Below are 21,932 nucleotides of genomic sequence, written 5' to 3' on the forward strand. Positions count from 1 at the left end.
GGCCCGGATGCGGCTGCTGCTGCTGCGGACCTCGCGATCGGTGGCTAGGCTCTCAGCCCCTGACACGATCGGTCGTGGAGCCGCCATGGACAGGCCCGTTCCGGGCAAGCCGGTCTTCCTCGCCCCGCCGCCCGCCGGCCCGGTGGGCGACGGGCGGGCACGCGTCGTGTGGACGCTGCGGGACCCCGGCCGTGACCTGGACGCGCAGGTGGTCCGGCTGGGCGCGGGAGCCGGCCTCGACGAGCCCACCGAGGCGGTGCTCCCCGAGGCAGTCCTCCCCGAGGCGGTTTCGGGCGTGCTGCTCGTGGTGGTCGGGGGCTCGGGCGAGGTCCGCACGCCCGACGGCGCGCTGGCGCTCGCCCCCGGTTGCGTGGCCTGGCTGCCGAGCGGCACGAGGTGTTCCGTACAGGCGGGGGACGGGGGCCTGACGTACACGACGGCCCACCGCCGCTCCCCGCCCCTGACGGTGGCCCCGGCTCCGCGGCTCGTGTCGGACGCCGGCGAGCCGGCCTGCCTCCTGCACCTCGTCTGCGACGCGTGCGGACGGCTGGCCGCCGAACGCGACGCCCGGTACTGCACCCGGTGCGGCGCCCCGCTCGCCGACGGGAACCCGGTGGCCGGGTAGCCCGTTCAGTCGATCGGTTTGTTGTTGTAGCTGCCGTCGACGCAGATCCACGAGCCCTGGGCCGATTCGTACTCCACCGTTCCGCCGCCGTCCATGCACGTCTGCCCGTCGATGGCGGGCACGGCGGCCTGTGCGGCGGGAGCCAGGGCACCGAGAGCGGCGAGCACCACGGCGGCGACGAACCCGAGAAGTCGTGTACGCATCAGGACCTCCACAAGGGCGAGCGACACGGTCGTCACCAGCCTCGCCCCGCACGAGGCCGAGGCGCGCACCCTGTTACTCCATTCGAGTGAAGCCCTCATCCCCGTCATTGCACGGGAGACGCTCCCAGGAGCCGCACTCCGGGGGCGTCCGCCCCACGGCGGGAGCAGGCTGATGCCATGGAGACCAAGCCCGCTGTGGTCGTCGAGCCACCGGATGGCAACGGCTTGCGGAAGGTCGTGATCGACGGCAAGCCCGCAGGCAAGGTGTGGAGCCACCACGAACTGCAGAAGGTCCTGGAGCGCGCCCGCGTGGCCCCCGATGCCGACATCGAATGGCGCGGCGGAAGCTGCATGGTGTGGCCGGCGCACAGTTGGGGACGGCGGATCGCCGGCACCGTCATGGCGGTCGGCTTCGTGGCGACCGCGGCCATGTGCACCTGGATCGGCATGAAGGACTCCCTCGACGCCCTCACCTTCGCCGGCCGGGTGACCGGATTCCTCTTCCTCTTCATGGCGATGGTGGAACTGGTCGCCTTCGCGGCCGGATTCGACTTCTGGCGCAACCACAGGAAGGCCTACTCGGGTCCGATCCTTCTCCTCGGCGCGGTGGTCGAGTTCTTCGTCGGTTCCGTGCTGATCCTGATGTACATCGCCAACAGGGACAGGCCGTCGGGCGAACTGTGCCTGCTGCTCTGGATCGGCATCGTGGTCTGCGCCTCGTGGTCCTTGTGGTTGCTCTGCCGCCGCCGGGTGTGGAAGGTGCTCCGCTATCCGGGGCGCATAGCGATCGGCGCGATCGTCTCCACCGTCCTCGTCGTCACCAACCTGGCGTACACGCAGATCTACCTTCCTTCCATGTCACGTCCGCTGGTGCAGGGTTCGGCCGAGATCGGAATGCCGACCCTGAACCGGGAAGGAACGAAGATGTACCTGCGGGTGCGTCTGCGCCTCAAGAACTCCGGCGAGGTTCCCGTCCACATCCTCGGCAGCATCTACTGGATCCAGCTCAAGCTCGCGAGCGACCCGAAGGACCGGTACAGGTTGCTCAAACCCGGTGAGCTGGTCAAGCCGCCGGGGCAGGAGCTGAGTCCGGCGGAGGAGTTCTCGGAGGATGTGGTCGTCGAGATCGCGAACCCCGGACGGCAGAACTACGAAGCGGTCACCGCCCAGGTCGAGGCCTACGCGTTCAGGCAGGACCGGATGACCATCGACGCCGCGTACAAGAACTCCGGGGAGTGGCGCGGAAAGCTCAAGAAGGAGGGGAAGGACGAAGACCCTCCCGGGCCCCCGTCCCCGCCGAAGGAGAAGGAGTACTTCAGGTACCAGTCCGCGATCTCCCAGAGCAGTGAGCTCCTGAACCTGACCCGGGGCCGCGAGCGGGTGACGGTCTGGTGGCTGTACCGCCGCCGGCCGGTCGTCTACGTGGACGTGGCGAGTCCGGACAACCGCAAGCCCCTCAACCTCAACGACCCCAAGGAGCAGAGGCGGGCCGTGGACCGGTACGGCCTGGCCTTCGTGCGCGGCTCGATGACGCAGACGCCGTACACGGAACTCCTGAAGGAGGCCCAGACGCACCGCCCGCTCTGACTCTGACTCTGACTCTGACTCTGACTCTGACTCTGACCGCACCATGACCTAGGTCGGTAGCCCGATGCGGGGACCGGCGGGGGCTGCGAGGCTGATCCGCATGACGGACTTCAAGGGCTTCAGCGAGGCCGAACTGGCGTACCTGCGTTCCCAGCACCTGGGCCGTCTGGCCACGGTGGACGCGGCCGGGCAGCCGCAGGCGAATCCCGTGGGCTTCTTCCCGCAGGAGGACGGGACGATCCTGGTGGGCGGGATGGCGATGGGCACGACGAAGAAGTGGCGCAACCTGCAGGGGAACCCCCGGCTGTCCCTCGTCGTGGACGACCTGGTGAGCACCCGGCCGTGGCGGGTGCGCGGCATCGAGATCCGCGGCCGCGCCACGCTGGAGACGGGCCCGCACGAGCTGGGCCCCCACTTCAGCCCGGAAGTGATCCGCATCCACCCGGAACGCGTCCACGCGTGGGGCCTCTGACGGCCCATGCGGTTGCTTGACGCAGGTGAAGCCGTCGGGGACCTCGGATGAGCCCGAGCACGACGGATGTCGTCATCTGAGCCCTCATGGGCTCGCCGTGCACGAGGTCGTGGTGTCGGATGCGGATGCCGTGGTCCCCGATCCCGTTGAGGTCGCCGGGCACAGCTGGCTGACCGAGCCGGAGCTGCGGTCGGCCCTGCTGGAATGGTGCTTCACCCCGGACAGTCACGAAGCCATCAGCCGGTATCTCACGTTCCGGTCCGCGTCATCCTGACCTTGCCGGCCTTGCTTGCCTGGTCAGAGCTCGGGGGTGACGACAACCGGCCCGCTCAGGCGCGAAGTCGGGGATCCGGGCGGTCGTCCGGGGCTGGTGGGTTGCGGTGAACGGGCCCCCGCGAGTCCTCGCGCGGCGCCCGCTTCTGACGCTCCGTTTAGGGGGCAGGGGCGACAGTAGGGCCGGGAGCTCGTGACGCCTTGAGGGGGGAAGTGCCGGTGCCCATGCGGGTCAGGGGCCGCTTCGTCGTCGATGCCGTGGGCCGCGCCGTTGCCGCGGCCACGCACGCCCTTTCGCCGCATCGGCGACCGGTGACCCGCTTACGTCTCACCTGCCTCTACGGCGGGGTGTTCATGATGGCCGGCACGACGCTGCTGACCGTGGTCCACCTGCTCGCGGTGCAGGCCGTGAGCAAGGGCAACGATCCCATCCTGGAGGTGCGTTCGGAGTCCGTGATCGTTCTGGCGCCCGGCGGCTGTCCGGACACGCCGGACAGCGGGACGCCGGACAGCGGGCAGGCGCCCTGTCCGGCGCTCGCGCGGCAGCAGCCCCAGGACTCGCTGGTGGCGGCCACCGCGCTGGTCCTGGCGGCTCTCGTCCCCCTGTCGGCCGTCGCGGGGTACGTGACGGCCGGGTACGCCCTGTCGCCGCTCCGGCGGATCACCCACCGCGCCCGGCGAACCTCCCGGCAGTCCCCCTGAGGGCTGTCCGGGCGGGGTCCCCGGCCGTGCCTCAGATCCGGCCGCCCCGCTTCGCGGTGTGGTTGGCCCGGCCCTCGGCCGACTTCAGGCGCCAGTCGCGGCGGATCTCCGACCGCAGCCGGGCATCCGTCTTGGCAACGATCCGCTGGTTCTCCCGCAGGAGCTTGCGGTAGCTCTCCAGCCGGCGGTCCGGGAGCTCGCCCGACTCCAGCGCGGCCAGCACCGCGCACCCCGGCTCCGCCTCGTGCGCGCAGTCGTGGAAGCGGCACTGCTCGGCGTACTCCTCGATCTCGGAGAAGACCTGGCCGACGCCGGTCTCGGCGTCCCAGAGCCCGACGCCGCGCAGTCCGGGCGTGTCGATCAGAACCCCGCCGCCCGGCAGGGCGAGCAGGTTGCGGGTGGTGGTCGTGTGCCGGCCCTTGCCGTCGACCTCGCGGGCCGCCTGCACCTCCATGACCTCGGCGCCGAGCAGCGCGTTGGCCAGGGTGGACTTGCCGGCGCCCGAGATGCCCAGCAGCACGCTGGTGCCGTCGCCGACGATCGCGGCCAGGACGTCCGTACCCTCCCCCGTGACGGAGGAGACGGTCAGCACCTGGACGCCCGGCGCGGTGGCCTCCACGTCCTGGACCAGGTGCCCGAGCGTCGCCGGGTCCGGGACCAGGTCCGCCTTGGTGAGGACGACCAGCGGCTGCGCCCCCGACTCCCAGGCCAGGGCCAGGAAGCGCTCGATGCGCCCGAGGTCCAGCTCGACGGCGAGGGAGACCGCGATGATGGCGTGGTCGACGTTGGCGGCGAGGATCTGCCCCTCGGACCGCTGCGAGGAGGTGGACCGTACGAAGGCGGTCCGGCGCGGCAGGTACGCCTTCACGTAACGGGGGTGCCCGGCCGCCTCGACGGCGGCCCAGTCCCCGGTGCAGATGACCCGGAGCGGGTCGTGCGGGGTGACGAAGGCGGTGTCGGCGCGGACGATGCCGTCCGCGGTCATGACATCGCACTGGCCGCGGTCGACGCGTACGACGCGGCCGGGCAGGAGGCCCTGCTCGGCGTACGGGGCGAACTCGGCCTCCCACGCTTCGTCCCAGCCGAAGGGGGCGAGGGCGTGCGGGAGCGAGGTGTGCGGGAGGGACGGGAGAGCGGAGAAAGACAAGGGAAACCCTTCACAGGGTGGCCCCGGCCGCGGGCGCTCGCTCGGTGGCGGCGCGCGAAGAGGTGTGAGGTCAGCCGGAGACCACGGAAGTGACATTGATGGTCTTCTGAGTGCGGGCAGCGCCCTGCGCGATGACAGTCATCAACGAACTCACCTCCGGGTCCATGCACATGCTGAGCGTCCTCCACCGGTCGGCGGGAACGGATCCACCGTAACAAGCCCGCTCCCGCCGGGGCCACTTCTTTTTCCGGGGGAGCTTTCGCGCGTGGCGCCGTCAGCCGGTCCGGGGTTCGCGCCCGCCGCTGCCGCCCGCGGCCCAGGGCCCGTCCGGGTACGCCGCCTGGGCGCGGCCGGTGCCCGCCTCAAGGTCCATGCTGTGGGGCGATCCGGGGTCGCGCAGGGCGTCCGGCACCTCGCACCGGCCGCTTCCGGCCGCGCACCGGACCTTGAAGCGGGTGGCCGGGGGCACGGTGAGTGCCAGGCGGCCGGAGCCGACGCGGGCCGTCACCTCGTCGGGCGGGGTGACGAAGGCGGCGACGGCGCGCCCCGAACCGACCCGGATCTCGGCCCGGTCCGAAGCGAGGCCGGTGGCGTGCAACTGGCCCGAACCGACCTTCGCGCGCAGGGCGCCGCGCAGCCCCTCGATGTCGACGCTGCCGGAGTCGGCCTCCGTGTCGACGTCGCCGCCCAGTCCGCTGAGCGCGATCCGGCCGGAACGCGTCGTCACCTTCACGGGGATGTCCACGGGTACGGTCACCGCCAGCCTGACCGAACAGCCGACGCCGGCGGCCGGCCAGAAGCCCTCGCCGGCGCAGCGCGGGGTCAGCCGCAGGGTGTCGCCGAGCCGGCTCTGCTCGATGGTCGGCGGCTTGAGGGACCAGCTGACGGCGGCCTGGTAGCCGACCTCGTGGTCCGCGCGGGGGGTGACGGTGATGTCCGCGTCGCCGCCCACGATCTCCAGCGCGGTCACCGGGCGGCCGTCGCTCGCGCCGTGCAGGGTGCCGCTGCGCGTGTTTCCCCAGGACCACGCCTGCCAGGTGGCCGGGGCCACCACGAGGACCGCGCTGAGCAGGGCGGCGGTGATCCAGGCCAGGCGGTGCGTGCGGCGGTGCGTGCTCCGCCGCTCGTCGGCCGGGGTCACGGCGTGCCGTCCAGGAAGCGCAGGACGGCGAGGACCCGGCGGTGGTCCCCGTCGGCCGGCGGCAGGTCGAGCTTGGTGAAGATGCTGTTGATGTGTTTGGCCACGGCGCTCTCGCTCACGACGAGTTCGGCCGCGATCCCGGCGTTGGAGCGGCCCTCGGCCATCAGGGCCAGCACCTCGCGCTCGCGCGGGGTGAGCCGGCCCAGGGGGTCCGGGCCACCGCCGCGGCGCAGCAGGAGCTGGGCGACGACCTGCGGGTCGAGTGCGGTGCCGCCCGAGGCGACGCGGCGCAGGGCGTCGATGAACTCCTCGACGTCGGCGACCCGTTGCTTGAGCAGGTAGCCGATGCCCGCACGGGTCTGGGTGGCCAGCAGGTCGGCGGCGTAGCGTTCCTCGACGTACTGCGAGAGCAGCAGCACCGCGGTGTCCGGGCTCTCCTGGCGGATCATCAGGGCGGCCCGGACGCCCTCGTCGGTGAACCCGGGGGGCATCCGCACGTCCACGAGGGCGAGTTCGGGGCGGTGTTCCCCGACGGCGGCGAGCAGACCCTCGGCGTCGCCGGTCTCGGCGAGCACCTCGAATCCGGCCATTTCGAGGACTTTGACCAGTCCTATGCGCAGCAGGACGGAGTCCTCGGCGATCACAGCCCGCACGGCAGCTCCACGGTGATGACGGTGGGACCCCCGAGGGGGCTTTCGATCATGATGGTTCCGTCGACGGACCCTACGCGTTTGCGCAGGCCGACCAGGCCGGTGCCGCGGGCGGGGTCGGCGCCGCCCACCCCGTCGTCGGTGACGGTGATGCGCAGCAGGTCCCCGCCACCGGGCCCGCCGGGCACGGGGCCGCGTACGACGTGGACCCGGCAGTGGTCCGCCCCGGCGTGTTTGGCGACGTTGGCGAGGGTCTCGGAGACCACGAAGTAGGCGACGGCCTCCACGGTGGCACCGGGCCGCGCGGCGATGTCCACGGTCAGTTCGACGGGGAACGGCGCCCGGGCGGCGATGCCGGAGAGCGCCGCGTCGAGCCCGCGGTCCTCCAGTACGGCCGGATGCAGGCCCCGTACCAGGCTGTTCAGCTCCTCGATGGCTTCCTTCGCCTCGCGGTGCGCCTCGTCGATGACGGCCTTGGCCTCGGGCGGCAGGTCGGGGAGGGTGGCGCGGGCGATGCCGAGGTTCATGGCGAGGGCGACCAGGCGCTGCTGGGCTCCGTCGTGCAGGTCCCGTTCGATCCGGCGGCGTTCGAGGTCGGCGGCGTCCAGCACCCCGGCCCGGCTCTCCGCGAGGTCCTCGACCCGCCGCTCCAGTTCGCGGGCCCGGTTCGGGCCGAGGAGGGCGGCCGCGGCGACGGCGTCCAGCCGGGCGAAGAGGGCGGCGAGCCAGGGCGCGGCGAGCAGCAGCAGGACGCCGGCCGCGGTGATGGCGTCGTACTCGTTGGTCCAGCCGGGAGTCCGGGTGTCGGCGGGCAGGATCCAGAACCAGCCGTAGACGCAGGTGGCGGCGGTCCCGAAGGCCCAGGCGAGGACCACCAGCGCGCCGGCGAGGGCGGCGAGCGGGCTGACCAGCAGGTGGTAGCCGTACTGCCGCCAGGTCGACTCGGAGCGCAGCCGCCGGGCCAGCGCGCGCGGGGTGAACCGGCCGCCCTCGTGTACGACCTTGGGCACGTCGAGGCCGAGCAGGGCCCAGAACCGGCTGCGTTGGAGTCGGGTCAGCAGCGGGCAGAGCGCCAGGACGAGGAGCAGCGGGAGCGTGCCGGTCCCGGGCGCCGTGACGGCGTAGGTGAGGCCGAGGAGCACGGGCAGGGCGGGCGGGATCGCGGCCGCGGTGAAGGCCGTGTTGCGCCAGGCCCATGCCGACCACGGCGCGTGCGCCGTGATCCAGGTGTACGTACGCCTCGGCGCGCCCCCGCGAATTGCCATGGCCCATACGGTAATCGCACTGCTCAGGGGTCCGACATCATGCGGGCACCCGCCCGGGGGTGTACCTGGCACCACCTCCGATCCGGACCATGGGGCCAATGACCCGGCGGGCCCGGGCGACGAGGCTGGTGGTGTGCCCGGGGGACGGACCGCCGGGCGGGAAGGACACCCTCGCCATGGCTCTCGTCGTGCCGCAGGCCCGCACTTGGCGCGCCACCCGCACCACCCGCCCCGCCCGCGCCCTCCGCACCCCTCGGACGGCCACCGTGCTCACCGGCGCCGGACTGGCGCTGCTGCCCTGGGTCGTGGTGCTGGCGAGGACGATGCCGCAGACCACCGAGGTCTCCCACTGGTCCACGGCGTGGATCGGCCTGGACCTGATGCTGGCCGCCGGGCTGACCGGGACCGGGGTGCTGCTGCGCAGGCGAGATCCCCGGGCGTCCCCGCTCGCGGCGGCGACGGCCGCGCTGCTGGTGATGGACGCCTGGTTCGACGTCACGACCTCGGCCGGGACCGGCGGTCAGGGGATGGCGCTGCTGCTGGCGGCGGGCGCCGAACTGCCGTTGGCGGTCGCCTGCGCGGTGGTGGCGGGGCGCCGGCCGCGCTGACGCCCCCCGGCTCCCGCACACCGGCGGCCGGCGCGGCCGGTGTCCGATTCGTTCAAGACGGGCGCCCGGTGCGCGCCTAGCCTGCTGACATGACTCCTCGACTCGACCTGATCGGCATGGTGGTCTCCGACATGGCCGCCTCACTCGCCTTCTACCGCCGCCTCGGGCTGGACATCCCGGCCGAGGCGGACGCCCTGCCGCACGTGGAGGCCGTCCTGCCCAGTGGCCTGCGGATCGCGTGGGACACGGAGGACACCGTCCGCTCCTTCGACCCGTCGTGGACCCCTCCCACCGGCGACGGCCGCCGGGACCTGGCCTTCCTGTGCGACTCCCCCGCCGAGGTGGACGCGCTCTACGCCGAACTGACCGGCGCCGGGCACACCGGGCACCTGAAGCCCTGGGACGCCTTCTGGGGCCAGCGCTACGCCGTCGTCCTCGACCCGGACGGCTCCGGGGTCTCGCTCTTCGCCCCGTCGGCCCCGGCGGCGTAGGCCCGCAGGGTCGTCCCGGCCAGCGCCCGCACCTCACGGGCGAGATGCGCCTGGTCGGCGTACCCGGCGACGCAGGCGACCTCGGCGTACGGCAGGCCCGCGCGGGCCAGGGCCAGGGCGCGGCGCAGCCGCAGGATGCGGCCGAGCGTGCGCGGACCGTATCCGAAGGCGGCGAGCGAGCGCCGGTGCAGCTGCCGCTCCCCGAGGCCGGCCGCGCGGGCGATCGCGGCCACCGCCTCCCCCGCGCCCAGCCGGGCCACGACCTCGGCGGCCAGCGGGTCGGGCGCCGCGGCCGTGGCCGCGCGGGTGCGGGCCAGGGCTTCGAGGCCCTCGCGCGCGTCCCCGTAGGCCTCGACCAGCCCGGAGGCCCGGCGCGTCTCGCGGGCGGGCCAGAGGTCGGCCAGCTCGACGCGCCGGTCCCGCAGCGCGTGCGCCGGTACGCCGAGCAGCGCGGGCGCGGTGCCGGGCGCGAAGCGGATCCCGGCGAAGGCGCCGCCGGGGATCTCGCCGGCCGGATGCGGCCCGGTGTCGGGCCCGGCCACCAGCAGCCGCCCGTCGACCCACAGCAGGTCCATGCAGCCGTCGGGCAGCACCGCCGAGCCGCCGCGCGCGGTGGTGCGCCACAGCACGGCTCCGGGGACGTCCCGGGACGGAGCTTCCTCGTACACCACTCCAGGTTAAGGACCGGGCGTCTCTTTCGGATCAGGCCCGGCGCGCCTCGGTGGGGCGGGAGGGTACCGGTGGAGGATCGGTGGGGCGGTGGATGCGGCCGATGCGGGCCGCATCCACCGCGTCCACGCTGACGACCCCTGTCCACGCTGACCACCCCTGTCCGCCGTGTCCGCCGCACGCCCTTTCCCCGCCCCGTGATGAGGTCCGGCCGTGAATCTCCCCGACGACGACCCGCCGCCGCGTCCTGACGGCGTGAGCGGCGGCCGCTACGGCGAGGCGGTGTTCCGCCCGGAGCTCGCGGGCGAGGACGAGCGCATCGACCTCGGCGCGCTCGCCTACGACGACTTCACGCTGGCCCGGCTGCGCGCGCTGGGCGCCGGACCGGGCTGGCGCTGCCTGGACGTGGGCGCGGGAACGGGCACGGTCGCCCGGCTCCTCCTGGACCGGGCCGGGGTCTCGGAGGTCCTCGCCGTCGACCGGGACACGGCCTTCCTCAGGGCGCACCCGACGCCGGGGCTCACTCCCCTGGAGGCGGACATCACCGCCCTGGACTTCAGTCCCGGACGGTTCCGGCTGGTGCACGCCCGGTTCGTGCTGATGCACCTGCGGAACTGGCCGCGGATGATCGGCAAGCTCGCCTCCCTGGTCGCCCCGGGCGGGGTCCTGGTCCTCGGCGACGCGGTCGACCTGACCACCCCCGCAGCGCCCACGACCACGTACGGCCGCGTGATGCGGGCGATGTGGCAGGGGCTCGGGGACAGCCTGGGCACCGACGTGTCCTGGGTGCCGGACTATCCCGCGCACCTGCGGGAAGCCGGTCTGCTGTCCGTGGGGGCCGAGATCCTGGTCCCGCCGCTGCTGCCGGGCAGCCCCATCAGCCGGTTCTGGGCCGGTACGTGGGAGCGCGCGCGGGGGCCGATGACGGCCACCGGGCTGGTCGACGACGCGGCGATCGACGCGGCGATCCGCTACCTGGACTCGCCGGACTGCGCCGCGCTCTCCCCCGGCCTGCTCACCGCCTGGGGCGTGAAGGGCCCCGAGTGATCGGCTGTGGCCCGGTGCGCTCAGTGCTTGCGCAGCCGCGAGTGGTAGTCCTCCGGCGGCAGGAACTTCGACCACCGCTCCGGGAACTCCGACGGCATCCCGTCGTCCTCGTCGTCCTCCGACTCGCCCTCCGCCATCGCCCGCCAGGCGGCGGCCCGCGCGATCAGCTGGGCGGCCTCCGCCTCGCGGACCCGCTCGTTCGCCTCGCGCGCCGCCGCCGTGGCCACGGAGGGCCAGACGCGGTCGATCGCGGCGTTGACGGCGGCCCCGACCAGTACCGCGAAGGCCGAGATGCCGATCCACAGCAGGACGGCCACGGGCGCGGCCAGGGATCCGTAGATCGTCGGCCCCTCCACCGTGTTGGTGAGGTAGATCCGCAGCAGGAACGAGCCCAGCACCCACATGGCGAGGGCCACCAGCGCCCCGGGCACGTCCTCGATCCACGGCGAGCGCACGGGCACGGACACGTGGTAGAGCGTCGTGAGGAAGGCGATGGACAGCAGGGTCACGGTCGGCCAGTACAGGACCGCGATCACCTCGGTGCCCCAGGGCACCAGCCGGACGACCGCGTCCGGGCCCACCACCATCAGCGGCAGCACGATCGCGCCGATCAGCAGGGCGATGATGTAGAGCAGGAAGGCCAGCAGCCGGGTCTTGACGATGCCGCGCTGGCCGTCGAGGCCGTACATCACGGTGATGGTGTCGATGAAGACGTTGACGGCGCGCGATCCCGACCACAGGGCGAAGGCGAAACCGAGCGAGATCAGGTCGGGGCGGCCGCTGCGGGTGACGTCGTCGAGCAGGGGCCGCGCGATGTCGTTGACGCCCCGGTCGGACAGGACCGTGCCGACCGCCGCCAGGATGTTCTCCTCGATGCTTTCGACCGTACGGGTGTCCGTCCAGCCGTCCACGTAGCCGAGCAGACCCAGCAGGCCCAGGAAGAGCGGGGGCAGTGAGAGCAGCGTGAAGAACGCCGCCTCGGCCGCGAGCCCGAGGATCCGGTACTCGATGCACGAGTTGACGGTGTCCTTCAGCAGCAGCCAGCCCATCTTCCGCATCGAGACGTTGCGGTAGAGGGCGCGGGCCCGGTGGAGCCGTCCTGGGATCCGCTCGGGTGTTTCTTTTGCTGGCTGCACGTCCTTACGGTATCCGCATGGCAGCCACCACCCACACAGTCAGCAACCAGGCCCCGCCCCTGGTGGGGTACGACGTCTACGGCGGCGATCGGGCCCTCACCGAGGGCATCGAGCGTCACCTGGCCTCCGCGGATCCCGAACTCCTCGGCGAGGTAAGGGAGGAGCTCACCGACCTCGGGCGCGCGGCCGGTTCCGCGCAGGCCCAGGAATGGGGTGTGCAGTCGAACGAGAATCCGCCCAAGCTGCGGACGCACGACCGCTACGGGAACCGGATCGACGAGGTCGATTTCCACCCGGCCTGGCACCGGCTGCTCGGGCACGCCGTGACCTCGGGGCTCACCGACGCCTGGGGGCGTCCGGCCGGGCACCTGCGCCGGGCCGCCGGTTTCTTCGTCTGGTCGCAGGCCGAGGCGGGGCACGGCTGCCCGATCTCGATGACGCACGCCGCCGTGCCGGCGCTGCGCACCGATCCGGTGCTCGCCGCCGAATGGGAGCCCCGGCTGACCTCGCACGTGTACGAGCAGGGGCTGCGGCCGGCCGCCGAGAAGGGCGGTGTGCTCTTCGGCATGGGGATGACGGAGAAGCAGGGCGGCAGCGACGTACGGGCGAACACGACGGCCGCGGTACCTCTGGACGCTTCCGGCGAGTACCTGCTGACCGGGCACAAGTGGTTCTGCTCGGCGCCGATGTGCGACGGCTTCCTGGTGCTGGCGCAGGCTCCGGGCGGGCTGACGTGCTTCCTGGTGCCGCGGGTGCTGCCGGACGGTACGCGCAACGTCTTCGCGATCCAGCGGCTGAAGGACAAGCTGGGCAACAAGTCGAACGCGTCGAGCGAGGTGGAGTTCGACGGGACCTGGGCGCGGCGGGTCGGCGAGGAGGGCCGCGGGGTGCGGACCATCATCGAGATGGTCGCGGCGACCCGGCTGGACTGTGTCATCGGCTCGGCCTCGCTGATGCGGCAGGCCCTGACGCAGGCGGTGCACCACGCGGAGCACCGCTCTGCCTTCGGAGCACCGCTCATCGACCAGCCGCTGATGCGCAACGTGCTCGCCGACCTCGCCCTGGAGTCGGAGGCCGCGACCACCCTGACCCTGCGCCTGGCGGCCGCCAACGACGCCGGGACCGAGCAGGAGAAGGCCTTCCTGCGCCTCGCCGTGCCCGCCGCCAAGTACTGGGTGACCAAGCGCTGTACGCCGATGGTGGCGGAGGCCCTGGAATGTCTGGGGGGCAACGGCTACGTAGAGGAGTCGGGGCTGCCCAGACTGCTGCGCGAATCCCCGCTGAACTCCATCTGGGAGGGCTCGGGCAACGTGCAGGCGCTGGACGTACTGCGCGCCCTCCAGCGCGAGCCGCAGGCGCTGAACGCCTTCCTCCAGGAGGTCGGCCTGGCCCGGGGCGCGGACCACCGGCTGGATTCGGCCATCAAGGACCTGCTGACGGATCTCGCCGATCTGGAGGGCATCGAGGCACGGGCCCGCCGGGTCGTCGAGCGCATGGCGCTGGTGCTCCAGGGATCGCTGCTGGTGCGGTGGGCCCCGCCGGAGGTCGCGGACGCCTTCTGCGCCTCGCGGCTGGGCGGCGACTGGGGCACGGCCTTCGGCACGCTGCCGCACAGCCTGGACCTGCGCGCGGTGGTGGAACGGGCGCGGATCGCGGACTAGGGGAGAGCCCCCGTCGGGCTCCATGGCGGTCCCCAAACCGTTCCCGGCCGGGATCCGGGCCCGTCACCGGTACAGGGGCGGCGCCGCGCCGACTCGGCACCACCCCTGATCCGAAGCCCCGAGGAGGAGCCGGCACGCCGCTCTGCGGCGTCCGGACAGTTTCGGTCGGCCGACCGGGACTTGGCGAGAGTTGCATACCGTTGCAACCTTTGAGTCGGCAGTCGTCCCCCGGGGTGCCCGGGAGGCGGCACACGCGGGCCGCCCGGGCGGCCCGCGCCGTACGTCCTGTTCGCACGGGGAGGTTCCGGTGGCCGACACCACAGGCAGCACGGTCGATGCGGCACGCGTCTCGGCCATGGACGCGCGGGCCGCGGCACGTCTGCTCAAGGGGGTGCGGGCGGCGGCGCTGGCCGGGGACCGGCCGCCGGCCGCGCCCCGGCCGGAGATCGCCGAGTCCTGGCGCCGGATGCTGGCCCGCGGGGTGCACCCGGACCGGGACGCGCGCTCGCGGATGCTGTCGGCCGCCGAGACCGAGGAGCGGCGGCACGCGTCGCCGCTGCGGGAGATCCTGCCCGTGCTGCGCGAGGGGCTGCTGCCCGCCCTGGACGAGTCCCTGCACATCATGGTCGTCGCGGACGCGGACGGGCGGCTGCTGTGGCGGGAGGGCCACTCCTCCATCCTGCGCAAGGCGGACCGGCTCGGTTTCGCGGTCGGGGCCGACTGGGACGAGGCCGTCGTCGGTACGAACGGGGTGGGCACGGCCCTGGTGGCCGGGCGCCCGGTACAGGTGTTCTCGGCCGAGCACTTCGTCTCCAGCCACCACGACTGGACCTGCGCCGGGGCGCCCGTACGGGATCCGCGCGACGGCAGGCTGCTGGGCGTGGTCGACGTCAGCGGGCCGCTGGCCACCATGCACCCGGCGACGCTGACGTGGGTGAGCTCGGTGGCCCGGCTCGCGGAGCGGGAGCTGCGGCTGCGGCACCTGGAGTCGCTGGAGCGGCTGCGGACGGTGGCCGCCCCACTGCTGGCCCGGCTGCCGGGGCGGGCGCTGGCCGTGGACCCGAACGGCTGGACGGCGGCGGTGACGGGCCTGGCCCCGGCGGAGCGGATCCCGCTGCCGAAGGCCTTCGGGCCGGGCCGGGTGTGGGTGCCGCGGCTCGGGGAGTGCGTGGTGGAGCCGCTGCCGGGCGGCTGGCTGCTGCGGGTGGCCCAGGACCGGCACGGCACGGCGGCGACCCGGATCGTCCTGGACCTCAGCCGGGCGGGATGCTGGTCGGCGACGGTGTACGGGCCCTCCGGGAGCTGGTCGCAGGAGCTGAGCCCGCGCCATGCGGAGCTGCTGTTCCTCCTGGCGGAGAGCCCGCGGGGGCATTCGGCGGCGGAGCTGGCCGGGGAGCTGTTCGGGGACCCGACGCGCACGGTGACGGTGCGGGCGGAGCTGTCCCGCGTACGCCGTCACCTCGCGGGCGTGCTGACGCACCGGCCGTACCGTTTCGCGGAGGACGTGGAGGTGGAGCTGATCCGGCCCGAGGACCCGGCCGCACTGCTCCCGCACTCGACCGCGCCCTCGGTGGTGCGGGCCCGCCTGGGCCGGACGGGGCCCGGCATGATTCCCTGAGCTGCATGAGCACCATCACTCTCACCACCTGGTCGCTGGAGATGACCTCTCCGGCGGACCTCGTCCCGGCGGCTCCGGCGGGCCCGGAGATATCCATCGCGCGGGCGGAGGTCCCCTCCCCCGAGTTCAGCCGCTTCCTGTACGCCTCGGTGGGCGGCGACATCCACTGGACGGACCGGCTGTCCCTGACCCGCGCCCAGTGGGTGGAGCAGCTGGGCCGGCCGGGGGTGGAGACCTGGGTGGCGTACGACCGGGGCACGCCGGCCGGGTACGTGGAGCTCGACCCGCAGGACGACGGCGTGGTGGAGATCATGTACTTCGGCCTCCTCCCCGACTTCCGGGGCCGCCGCATCGGCGGGCACCTGCTGTCGGTGGGCATCGCCCGGGCCTGGTCCCTGGCGGAGCGCTGGCCGGAGCTGGAGCCGACCCGCCGGGTCTGGGTCCACACGTGCAGCCAGGACGGCCCGACGGCGATGAGCAACTACCAGCGGCGCGGCTTCAAGATCTTCAAGACGGAGACGGAGTCCAAGGCGGACACCCCGACCCCCGGCCCCTGGCCCGGCGCGTAGCCCCTCCGGGGCCGGCCGGCCGGACACACCGGGTGCGGCGCCGCCGCGGGGGCGCCGCCTCCGAACCCCCGCGCCTCGAACGCCGGCACGGCTTGATCTCAGCGGAGCCCCGGGGACGGCGGAGCCGGCCCCGGTACGTGACCCCCGTCACGTCGTCCCATCATTCGAGACGAGTTCGTCCGAATCGTGGACAGTAGTGGACTCCTCCAATCGGCACATGACACGCTTCCGCCATGAATGGAGCTGGAATTGCCTTGGTGAGTCGGCGGCACGTCGACCTCGGCCGCATGTCCAGCGCCATCTGTCCGGCGCGCTGACGGAACCAGCCACGCCGCACATCGCCGCTGTCCCCGCCGCCGCGGACGCGCCGATCACCCGCCAGCCCCCTGAGGCCGTAGTACCGCTCTGCCTGCCGGCAACCCCGGCGCGGAGCGGGAAATCAGCCACACCCGCTCGGAGCCGCCGAGCCCGCAGGGGAGCGCCGCAGCCTCCCCCTGCCCTTGCCGAGCCGCCGAAGAAGGACGTACCGCCATGGCCGCCACCCCCGAAACGCCCGCAGCCGCACCCGCAGCCGCCGCGCGCCGCAAGACCGGCCGTCACCGCGGCGAGGGCCAGTGGGCCGTCGGACACCACACGCCCCTCAACGGCAACGAGCAGTTCAAGAAAGACGACGACGGTCTCAACGTGCGGACACGCATTGAGACGATCTACTCCAAGCGCGGCTTCGACTCGATCGACCCCAACGACCTGCGCGGACGTATGCGCTGGTGGGGCCTCTACACCCAGCGCAAGCCCGGGATCGACGGCGGCAAGACCGCGATCCTGGAGCCGGAGGAGCTGGACGACGAGTACTTCATGCTGCGCGTCCGCATCGACGGCGGCCGGCTGACCACCGAGCAGCTCCGCGTGATCGGCGAGATCTCCGAGGAGTTCGCCCGCGGCACCGCCGACCTCACCGACCGCCAGAACGTGCAGTACCACTGGATCCGGATCGAGGACGTCCCGGAGATCTGGCGCCGGCTGGAGGCCGTGGGCCTGTCCACCACCGAGGCCTGCGGTGACACGCCCCGCGTCATCCTCGGTTCGCCCGTCGCCGGCATCGCCCTGGACGAGATCATCGACGGCACCCCCGCCATCGACGAGATCTACCGCCGCATCGTCGGCAACAAGGACTTCTCCAACCTGCCCCGCAAGTTCAAGTCCGCGATCTCCGGCTCGCCGCTGCTCGACGTGGCGCACGAGATCAACGACATCGCGTTCGTGGGCGTGAACCACCCCGAGCACGGTCCCGGCTTCGACGTCTGGGTCGGCGGCGGTCTCTCCACCAACCCCAAGCTGGGTGTGCGCCTGGGCACCTGGGTCTCGCTCGACGAGGTCCCGGACGTCTACGAGGGCGTCATCTCGATCTTCCGCGACTACGGCTACCGCCGCCTGCGCAACCGCGCCCGCCTGAAGTTCCTCGTCGCGGACTGGGGCCCGGCCAAGTTCCGCCAGGTCCTGGAGGACGAGTACCTGAACCGGAAGCTGACCGACGGCCCCGCGCCCGAGCAGCCCACCGGCCAGTGGCGCGACCACGTCGGCGTCCACCAGCAGCAGGACGGCAGGTTCTACGTCGGCTTCGCGCCCCGTGTGGGCCGCGTGGACGGTGCCACCCTGACCAAGATCGCGGACGTGGCGGCACAGCACGGCTCCGGCCGGCTGCGCACCACCGCCGAGCAGAAGATGATCGTGCTCGACATCGAGGCCGACCAGGTCGACTCGGTGGTCGGGGCGCTGGAGGCGCTGGACCTGCGGGTCAAGCCGTCCCCGTTCCGCCGCGGCACGATGGCCTGCACCGGCATCGAGTTCTGCAAGCTGGCCATCGTCGAGACCAAGGCGCGCGGCGCCTCCCTGATCGACGAGCTGGAGCGCCGCCTGCCGGACTTCGCCGAGCCGATCACCATCAACATCAACGGCTGCCCGAACGCCTGCGCCCGTATCCAGGTGGCGGACATCGGTCTCAAGGGCCAGCTGGTCCTGGACGACGACGGCAACCAGGTGGAGGGCTACCAGGTCCACCTGGGCGGCGCCCTCGGCCTGGAGGCGGGCTTCGGCCGCAAGGTCCGCGGCCTCAAGGTCACCTCGGCCGGTCTGCCCGACTACGTCGAGCGGGTCGTCAAGCACTACGAGGAGCAGCGCGAGGACGGCGAGCGCTTCGCGGCGTGGGTCGCCCGCGCGGACGAGAAGAGCCTCTCGTGAGCGAGCGCGCCGCACCGTTCTACTGCCCCTACTGCGGCGAGGAGGACCTGTTTCCCAACGAGACGGGTCACGGCGCGTGGGAATGCAGGGCCTGCAACCGCGCCTTCCAGCTGAAGTACCTCGGGCTGCTGGCCCGGGGCGTTCGGTCGGATTCGGCGGGATCAGCGGGATCAGCGGGAGGGGACGGGATATGACCACCACTCAAGACGTGCGTCTCACGGCCGGGGAGCTCAAGGCCCTGGCCGAGCAGGCGGGGCGGGACCTGGAGGACGCCTCCGCGCCGGAGATCCTGCGCTGGGCGGTCGACACCTTCGGCAAGGAGTTCGCCGTGACCTCCTCCATGGAGGACGCGGTCGTCGCCCACCTGGCCTCGCGGGTCCTCCCCGGTGTGGACGTGGTCTTCCTCGACACGGGCTACCACTTCGAGGAGACCATCGGCACCCGTGACGCGGTCGAGGCCGTGATGGACGTCAACGTCATCACGCTGACCCCGCGTCAGAGCGTCGCCGAGCAGGACGCCGAGTACGGGCCGAAGCTGCACGATCGCGACCCCGACCTGTGCTGCGCGCTGCGCAAGGTCAAGCCGCTGGAAGAGGGCCTGACGGCGTACACCGCGTGGGCGACGGGCCTGCGCCGCGACGAGTCCCCGACCCGGGCGAACACCCCGGTGGTCGGCTGGGACGAGAAGCGGCAGAAGGTCAAGGTCTCCCCGATCGCGCGGTGGACCCAGGACGACGTGGAGGCGTACGTCGCCGAGCACGGCGTACTCACCAACCCGCTGCTGATGGACGGTTACGCCTCCGTCGGCTGCGCCCCCTGCACCCGGCGCGTCGCCGAGGGCGAGGACGCGCGGGCCGGCCGGTGGGCCGGGCGGGGCAAGACCGAGTGCGGACTGCACGGCTGATGACGACCGGCGAAGAACCTACGGAGACGAAGCAGATGAGCGTGAGCGACCAGGGCGCCACCGTGTGGCTGACCGGGCTGCCGAGCGCGGGCAAGACCACCATCGCCTACGCGCTGGCCGAGCGGCTGCGCGGCGAGGGCCACCGGGTGGAGGTGCTCGACGGGGACGAGATCCGCGAATTCCTCTCCGCGGGCCTGGGCTTCACCCGCGAGGACCGGCACACCAACGTGCAGCGGATCGGCTTCGTCGCCGAACTCCTCGCGAGCAACGGGGTCAAGGCGCTGGTGCCGGTGATCGCGCCGTTCGCGGACAGCCGCGAGGCCGTCCGCAAGCGGCACGCCGCCGAGGGCACCGCGTACCTGGAGGTCCATGTGGCCACCCCGGTCGAGGTCTGCTCGGAGCGTGACGTCAAGGGCCTGTACGCCAAGCAGGCGGCGGGCGAGATCTCCGGTCTGACCGGGGTCGACGACCCGTACGAGGCGCCGGAGTCCCCGGACCTGCGTATCGAGTCGCACACGCAGACCGTGCGGGAGTCGGCTTCGGCCCTGCACGCGCTGCTCACCGAGAGGGGTCTGGCATGACGACCGTCGCACACGTCCACGACGAGACGGATGCGCCCTACGCGCTGTCGCACCTCGACGCCCTCGAGTCCGAGGCCGTGCACATCTTCCGGGAGGTGGCGGGCGAGTTCGAGAAGCCGGTGATCCTCTTCTCCGGCGGCAAGGACTCCATCGTGATGCTGCACCTGGCGCTGAAGGCGTTCGCGCCGGCGCCGGTGCCCTTCACCCTGCTGCACGTCGACACGGGCCACAACTTCCCCGAGGTGCTGGAGTACCGCGACCGCACGGTCGCCGAGCACGGCCTGCGCCTGCACGTGGCCTCCGTCCAGGAGTACATCGACGCGGGCAAGCTGCGCGAGCGCCCGGACGGCACCCGCAACCCGCTGCAGACCGTGCCGCTGACCGAGGCGATCCAGAGCCTGCGCTTCGACGCCGTCTTCGGCGGCGGCCGGCGCGACGAGGAGAAGGCCCGCGCCAAGGAGCGGGTGTTCAGCCTGCGCGACGAGTTCTCCCAGTGGGACCCGCGCCGCCAGCGCCCCGAGCTGTGGCAGCTCTACAACGGCCGCCACGCCCCCGGCGAGCACGTGCGCGTCTTCCCGCTGTCCAACTGGACCGAGCTGGACGTGTGGCAGTACATCGCCCGCGAGGGCATCGAGCTGCCGGAGATCTACTTCGCCCACGAGCGCGAGGTGTTCCTGCGCAACGGGATGTGGCTGACGGCCGGCGAGTGGGGCGGCCCGAAGGAGGGCGAGACGCCCGAGACGCGTCTCATCCGCTACCGGACCGTCGGTGACATGTCCTGCACCGGCGCCGTCGACTCCGACGCCGCCACGCTGGACGCCGTGATCGCCGAGATCGCCGTCTCCCGCCTCACCGAGCGGGGTGCCACCCGCGCCGACGACAAGATGTCCGAGGCCGCGATGGAAGACCGCAAGCGCGAAGGGTACTTCTAGACATGACCAGCACCACCGATCAGGTCGCCGGGCTCGACGACCTCGCGGCGACCACGCTGCTGCGCTTCGCGACCGCCGGTTCCGTCGACGACGGCAAGTCCACCCTGGTGGGCCGGCTGCTGCACGACTCCAAGTCGGTCCTGACCGACCAGATGGAGGCCGTCGAGGCCGTCTCCGCCCAGCGCGGCCAGGAGGCCCCCGACCTCGCGCTGCTCACCGACGGCCTGCGGGCCGAGCGGGAGCAGGGCATCACCATCGACGTCGCGTACCGCTACTTCGCCACCGCGCGCCGCCGGTTCATCCTGGCGGACACCCCCGGGCACGTGCAGTACACCCGGAACATGGTCACCGGCGCCTCCACCGCCGACCTGGCCGTGGTCCTCGTCGACGCCCGCAACGGCGTGATCGAGCAGACCCGCCGGCACGCGGCGGTCGCCGCGCTGCTGCGCGTCCCGCACGTGGTCCTGGCCGTCAACAAGATGGACCTGGTGGGCTACCAGGAGTCGGTCTTCGCGGCCATCGCCGAGGAGTTCACCGCGTACGCCTCGGACCTGGGCGTCCCGGAGATCACCGCGATCCCGATCTCGGCCCTGGCCGGTGACAACGTGGTGGACGCGTCCGCCAACATGGACTGGTACGGCGGCCCCACGGTGCTGGAGCACCTGGAGACCGTCCCGGTCAGCCACGACCTCACGGCCTGCCCGGCGCGTTTCCCGGTGCAGTACGTGATCCGTCCGCAGTCCGCCGAGCACCCCGACTACCGCGGCTACGCGGGTCAGATCGCCTCCGGCGTGCTGCGCGTCGGCGAGGCCGTGACCGTCCTGCCGTCCGGCCGGACCTCGGTCATCGAGGGCATCGACGCGCTCGGCGAGAGCGTGGACATCGCCTGGGCCCCGCAGTCGGTGACGCTGCGGCTGAAGGACGACATCGACATCTCGCGCGGCGACCTGATCGCGCCGTCCGCGAACGCCCCGGCCACCACGCAGGACGTCGAGGCGACGGTCTGCCACGTGGCCGACCAGCCGCTGGCCGTCGGCGCCCGGGTGCTGATCAAGCACACGACGCGCACGGTCAAGGCCATCGTCAAGGAGATCCCCTCGCGGCTGACCCTGGACGACCTGTCCCAGCACCCGGCCCCCGGGCAGCTGGTGGCCAACGACATCGGCCGTGTCGTCGTCCGTACCGCCGAGCCGCTCGCGCTCGACCCGTACGCCGACTCGCGCCGCACCGGGTCCTTCCTGCTGATCGACCCGGCCGACGGAACCACCCTGGCGGCAGGCATGGCGGGCGAGTCCTTCGCCTCCCGCGCCGAGACGACCGTCCAGGCCGACGAGGAAGGCTGGGACTTCTGACCCATGCTTCCTGACATCTACTCCACCTTCGCGAAGGAAGGCGGCCGCGTAGGCAGCGGCG

25 protein-coding genes are annotated in these 21,932 nt (G+C 72.6%); 18 read left to right on the forward strand and 7 right to left on the reverse strand.

The features are described from left to right. Positions 1 to 85 precede the first annotated feature (85 nt). Entirely contained in the window at positions 86 to 625 is a 540-nt protein-coding gene (locus Sspor_RS11810) for a hypothetical protein (protein WP_202199080.1), read from the forward strand. Positions 626 to 630: 5 nt separating this feature from the next. Here the strand turns inward: Sspor_RS11810 and Sspor_RS11815 are convergent, their stop codons facing one another. Further along, entirely contained in the window at positions 631 to 828 is a 198-nt protein-coding gene (locus Sspor_RS11815) for a hypothetical protein (protein WP_202199081.1), read from the reverse strand. A 177-nt stretch (positions 829 to 1,005) separates the two neighbouring features. On the opposite strand from Sspor_RS11815, the gene Sspor_RS11820 reads away from it, so the two are divergent. The 4 genes from Sspor_RS11820 (at position 1,006) to Sspor_RS11835 (ending at position 3,862) form a co-directional block, all read left to right on the forward strand. Beyond that, positions 1,006 to 2,415, forward strand: a complete 1,410-nt coding sequence (locus tag Sspor_RS11820) for a hypothetical protein (protein ID WP_202199082.1) — start codon at positions 1,006 to 1,008, stop codon at positions 2,413 to 2,415. Positions 2,416 to 2,515: 100 nt separating this feature from the next. Next, a complete protein-coding gene (locus Sspor_RS11825; RefSeq protein WP_202199083.1) occupies positions 2,516 to 2,887 on the forward strand; it encodes a PPOX class F420-dependent oxidoreductase in 372 nt (123 codons plus the stop codon). A 97-nt stretch (positions 2,888 to 2,984) separates the two neighbouring features. Further along, on the forward strand, positions 2,985 to 3,161 hold the full coding sequence (locus Sspor_RS11830) for an NUDIX hydrolase (protein WP_237403818.1): 177 nt from the start codon (positions 2,985 to 2,987) through the stop codon (positions 3,159 to 3,161). A gap of 311 nt (positions 3,162 to 3,472) precedes the next feature. After that, positions 3,473 to 3,862, forward strand: a complete 390-nt coding sequence (locus Sspor_RS11835) for a hypothetical protein (protein ID WP_202199084.1) — start codon at positions 3,473 to 3,475, stop codon at positions 3,860 to 3,862. 31 nt (positions 3,863 to 3,893) lie between these two features. Here the strand turns inward: Sspor_RS11835 and rsgA are convergent, their stop codons facing one another. From rsgA to Sspor_RS11855, 4 genes are all read right to left on the reverse strand, one after another. Beyond that, positions 3,894 to 5,009 carry a ribosome small subunit-dependent GTPase A gene (gene rsgA / locus Sspor_RS11840; protein ID WP_237403819.1) on the reverse strand — a complete coding sequence of 372 codons (1,116 nt, stop codon included), beginning with the start codon at positions 5,007 to 5,009 and terminating at the stop codon, positions 3,894 to 3,896. Between the two features lie 274 nt (positions 5,010 to 5,283). Further along, positions 5,284 to 6,150, reverse strand: coding sequence for a DUF4097 family beta strand repeat-containing protein (locus Sspor_RS11845; protein ID WP_202199086.1), 867 nt, complete (start codon positions 6,148 to 6,150; stop codon positions 5,284 to 5,286). Next, positions 6,147 to 6,803: a response regulator transcription factor gene (locus Sspor_RS11850; RefSeq protein WP_202199087.1), complete on the reverse strand. Its 657-nt coding sequence runs from the start codon at positions 6,801 to 6,803 to the stop codon at positions 6,147 to 6,149. The genes Sspor_RS11845 and Sspor_RS11850 overlap by 4 nt, the downstream gene beginning before the upstream one ends. Next, positions 6,791 to 8,065 carry a sensor histidine kinase gene (locus Sspor_RS11855; protein WP_202199088.1) on the reverse strand — a complete coding sequence of 425 codons (1,275 nt, stop codon included), beginning with the start codon at positions 8,063 to 8,065 and terminating at the stop codon, positions 6,791 to 6,793. Before Sspor_RS11855 ends, Sspor_RS11850 begins: the two co-directional genes overlap by 13 nt. 89 nt (positions 8,066 to 8,154) lie before the next feature. Between Sspor_RS11855 and Sspor_RS11860 the strand changes: the two genes are divergently transcribed. Together Sspor_RS11860 and Sspor_RS11865 are read left to right on the forward strand one after the other, a co-directional pair. Continuing rightward, positions 8,155 to 8,673: a hypothetical protein gene (locus Sspor_RS11860; protein WP_202199089.1), complete on the forward strand. Its 519-nt coding sequence runs from the start codon at positions 8,155 to 8,157 to the stop codon at positions 8,671 to 8,673. An 89-nt stretch (positions 8,674 to 8,762) separates the two neighbouring features. Continuing rightward, positions 8,763 to 9,164, forward strand: coding sequence for a VOC family protein (locus Sspor_RS11865; RefSeq protein WP_202199090.1), 402 nt, complete (start codon positions 8,763 to 8,765; stop codon positions 9,162 to 9,164). Here the strand turns inward: Sspor_RS11865 and Sspor_RS11870 are convergent. Further along, positions 9,095 to 9,832 (reverse strand): helix-turn-helix domain-containing protein, encoded by a 738-nt coding sequence (locus Sspor_RS11870; protein ID WP_202199091.1) that lies wholly within the window; start codon positions 9,830 to 9,832, stop codon positions 9,095 to 9,097. The genes Sspor_RS11865 and Sspor_RS11870 overlap by 70 nt on opposite strands. A gap of 214 nt (positions 9,833 to 10,046) precedes the next feature. Between Sspor_RS11870 and Sspor_RS11875 the strand changes: the two genes are divergently transcribed. Continuing rightward, positions 10,047 to 10,880: a class I SAM-dependent methyltransferase gene (locus Sspor_RS11875; protein WP_202199092.1), complete on the forward strand. Its 834-nt coding sequence runs from the start codon at positions 10,047 to 10,049 to the stop codon at positions 10,878 to 10,880. Between the two features lie 20 nt (positions 10,881 to 10,900). Here the strand turns inward: Sspor_RS11875 and Sspor_RS11880 are convergent, their stop codons facing one another. After that, positions 10,901 to 12,016 (reverse strand): YihY/virulence factor BrkB family protein, encoded by a 1,116-nt coding sequence (locus Sspor_RS11880; RefSeq protein WP_202199093.1) that lies wholly within the window; start codon positions 12,014 to 12,016, stop codon positions 10,901 to 10,903. 17 nt (positions 12,017 to 12,033) lie between these two features. Here Sspor_RS11880 and Sspor_RS11885 point away from each other — a divergent pair, with 17 nt between their 5' ends. The 10 genes from Sspor_RS11885 (at position 12,034) to Sspor_RS11920 (ending at position 21,871) form a co-directional block, all read left to right on the forward strand. Next, positions 12,034 to 13,677 carry an acyl-CoA dehydrogenase family protein gene (locus Sspor_RS11885; RefSeq protein ID WP_202199094.1) on the forward strand — a complete coding sequence of 548 codons (1,644 nt, stop codon included), beginning with the start codon at positions 12,034 to 12,036 and terminating at the stop codon, positions 13,675 to 13,677. A gap of 355 nt (positions 13,678 to 14,032) precedes the next feature. Continuing rightward, positions 14,033 to 15,295, forward strand: coding sequence for a GAF domain-containing protein (locus Sspor_RS11890; protein WP_202203616.1), 1,263 nt, complete (start codon positions 14,033 to 14,035; stop codon positions 15,293 to 15,295). A 5-nt stretch (positions 15,296 to 15,300) separates the two neighbouring features. Next, the gene (locus Sspor_RS11895; RefSeq protein WP_202199095.1) at positions 15,301 to 15,864 is read left to right on the forward strand and encodes a GNAT family N-acetyltransferase; all 564 of its coding nucleotides are present in this window, start codon (positions 15,301 to 15,303) and stop codon (positions 15,862 to 15,864) included. A 233-nt stretch (positions 15,865 to 16,097) separates the two neighbouring features. Then, positions 16,098 to 16,181, forward strand: a complete 84-nt coding sequence (locus tag Sspor_RS41550) for a putative leader peptide (RefSeq protein WP_312847410.1) — start codon at positions 16,098 to 16,100, stop codon at positions 16,179 to 16,181. A gap of 214 nt (positions 16,182 to 16,395) precedes the next feature. Further along, complete coding sequence (locus tag Sspor_RS11900) at positions 16,396 to 18,102, forward strand: nitrite/sulfite reductase (RefSeq protein WP_202199096.1); 1,707 nt, start codon at positions 16,396 to 16,398, stop codon at positions 18,100 to 18,102. After that, positions 18,099 to 18,296 carry a DpnI domain-containing protein gene (locus Sspor_RS40535; protein WP_237403820.1) on the forward strand — a complete coding sequence of 66 codons (198 nt, stop codon included), beginning with the start codon at positions 18,099 to 18,101 and terminating at the stop codon, positions 18,294 to 18,296. Before Sspor_RS11900 ends, Sspor_RS40535 begins: the two co-directional genes overlap by 4 nt. Continuing rightward, a complete protein-coding gene (locus Sspor_RS11905) occupies positions 18,293 to 19,006 on the forward strand; it encodes a phosphoadenylyl-sulfate reductase (RefSeq protein WP_202199097.1) in 714 nt (237 codons plus the stop codon). Before Sspor_RS40535 ends, Sspor_RS11905 begins: the two co-directional genes overlap by 4 nt. A 35-nt stretch (positions 19,007 to 19,041) precedes the next feature. After that, the gene (gene cysC / locus Sspor_RS11910) at positions 19,042 to 19,587 is read left to right on the forward strand and encodes an adenylyl-sulfate kinase (RefSeq protein WP_202199098.1); all 546 of its coding nucleotides are present in this window, start codon (positions 19,042 to 19,044) and stop codon (positions 19,585 to 19,587) included. Beyond that, the gene (gene cysD / locus Sspor_RS11915) at positions 19,584 to 20,519 is read left to right on the forward strand and encodes a sulfate adenylyltransferase subunit CysD (protein WP_202199099.1); all 936 of its coding nucleotides are present in this window, start codon (positions 19,584 to 19,586) and stop codon (positions 20,517 to 20,519) included. The genes cysC and cysD overlap by 4 nt, the downstream gene beginning before the upstream one ends. Positions 20,520 to 20,521: 2 nt before the next feature. Then, entirely contained in the window at positions 20,522 to 21,871 is a 1,350-nt protein-coding gene (locus Sspor_RS11920) for a sulfate adenylyltransferase subunit 1 (protein WP_202199100.1), read from the forward strand. Positions 21,872 to 21,932: the final 61 nt, after the last annotated feature.

The sequence above is a fragment of the Streptomyces spororaveus genome, assembly GCF_016755875.1.
Classification (GTDB): Bacteria; Actinomycetota; Actinomycetes; order Streptomycetales; family Streptomycetaceae; genus Streptomyces; species Streptomyces spororaveus.

Coding starts and splice junctions, on each gene's coding strand:
- Sspor_RS11920 (WP_202199100.1), top strand. CDS start 20,522: ATGACCAGCACCACCGATCAGGTCGCCGGGCTCGACGACCTCGCGGCG.
- Sspor_RS11890 (WP_202203616.1), top strand. CDS start 14,033: ATGGACGCGCGGGCCGCGGCACGTCTGCTCAAGGGGGTGCGGGCGGCG.
- Sspor_RS41550 (WP_312847410.1), top strand. CDS start 16,098: ATGAATGGAGCTGGAATTGCCTTGGTGAGTCGGCGGCACGTCGACCTC.
- Sspor_RS11865 (WP_202199090.1), top strand. CDS start 8,763: ATGACTCCTCGACTCGACCTGATCGGCATGGTGGTCTCCGACATGGCC.
- Sspor_RS11905 (WP_202199097.1), top strand. CDS start 18,293: ATGACCACCACTCAAGACGTGCGTCTCACGGCCGGGGAGCTCAAGGCC.
- Sspor_RS11810 (WP_202199080.1), top strand. CDS start 86: ATGGACAGGCCCGTTCCGGGCAAGCCGGTCTTCCTCGCCCCGCCGCCC.
- cysD (WP_202199099.1), top strand. CDS start 19,584: ATGACGACCGTCGCACACGTCCACGACGAGACGGATGCGCCCTACGCG.
- Sspor_RS11860 (WP_202199089.1), top strand. CDS start 8,155: ATGGGGCCAATGACCCGGCGGGCCCGGGCGACGAGGCTGGTGGTGTGC.
- Sspor_RS11815 (WP_202199081.1), bottom strand. CDS start 828: ATGCGTACACGACTTCTCGGGTTCGTCGCCGCCGTGGTGCTCGCCGCT.
- Sspor_RS11885 (WP_202199094.1), top strand. CDS start 12,034: ATGGCAGCCACCACCCACACAGTCAGCAACCAGGCCCCGCCCCTGGTG.
- Sspor_RS11855 (WP_202199088.1), bottom strand. CDS start 8,065: ATGGCAATTCGCGGGGGCGCGCCGAGGCGTACGTACACCTGGATCACG.
- cysC (WP_202199098.1), top strand. CDS start 19,042: ATGAGCGTGAGCGACCAGGGCGCCACCGTGTGGCTGACCGGGCTGCCG.
- Sspor_RS11820 (WP_202199082.1), top strand. CDS start 1,006: ATGGAGACCAAGCCCGCTGTGGTCGTCGAGCCACCGGATGGCAACGGC.
- Sspor_RS11825 (WP_202199083.1), top strand. CDS start 2,516: ATGACGGACTTCAAGGGCTTCAGCGAGGCCGAACTGGCGTACCTGCGT.
- Sspor_RS11895 (WP_202199095.1), top strand. CDS start 15,301: ATGAGCACCATCACTCTCACCACCTGGTCGCTGGAGATGACCTCTCCG.
- Sspor_RS11900 (WP_202199096.1), top strand. CDS start 16,396: ATGGCCGCCACCCCCGAAACGCCCGCAGCCGCACCCGCAGCCGCCGCG.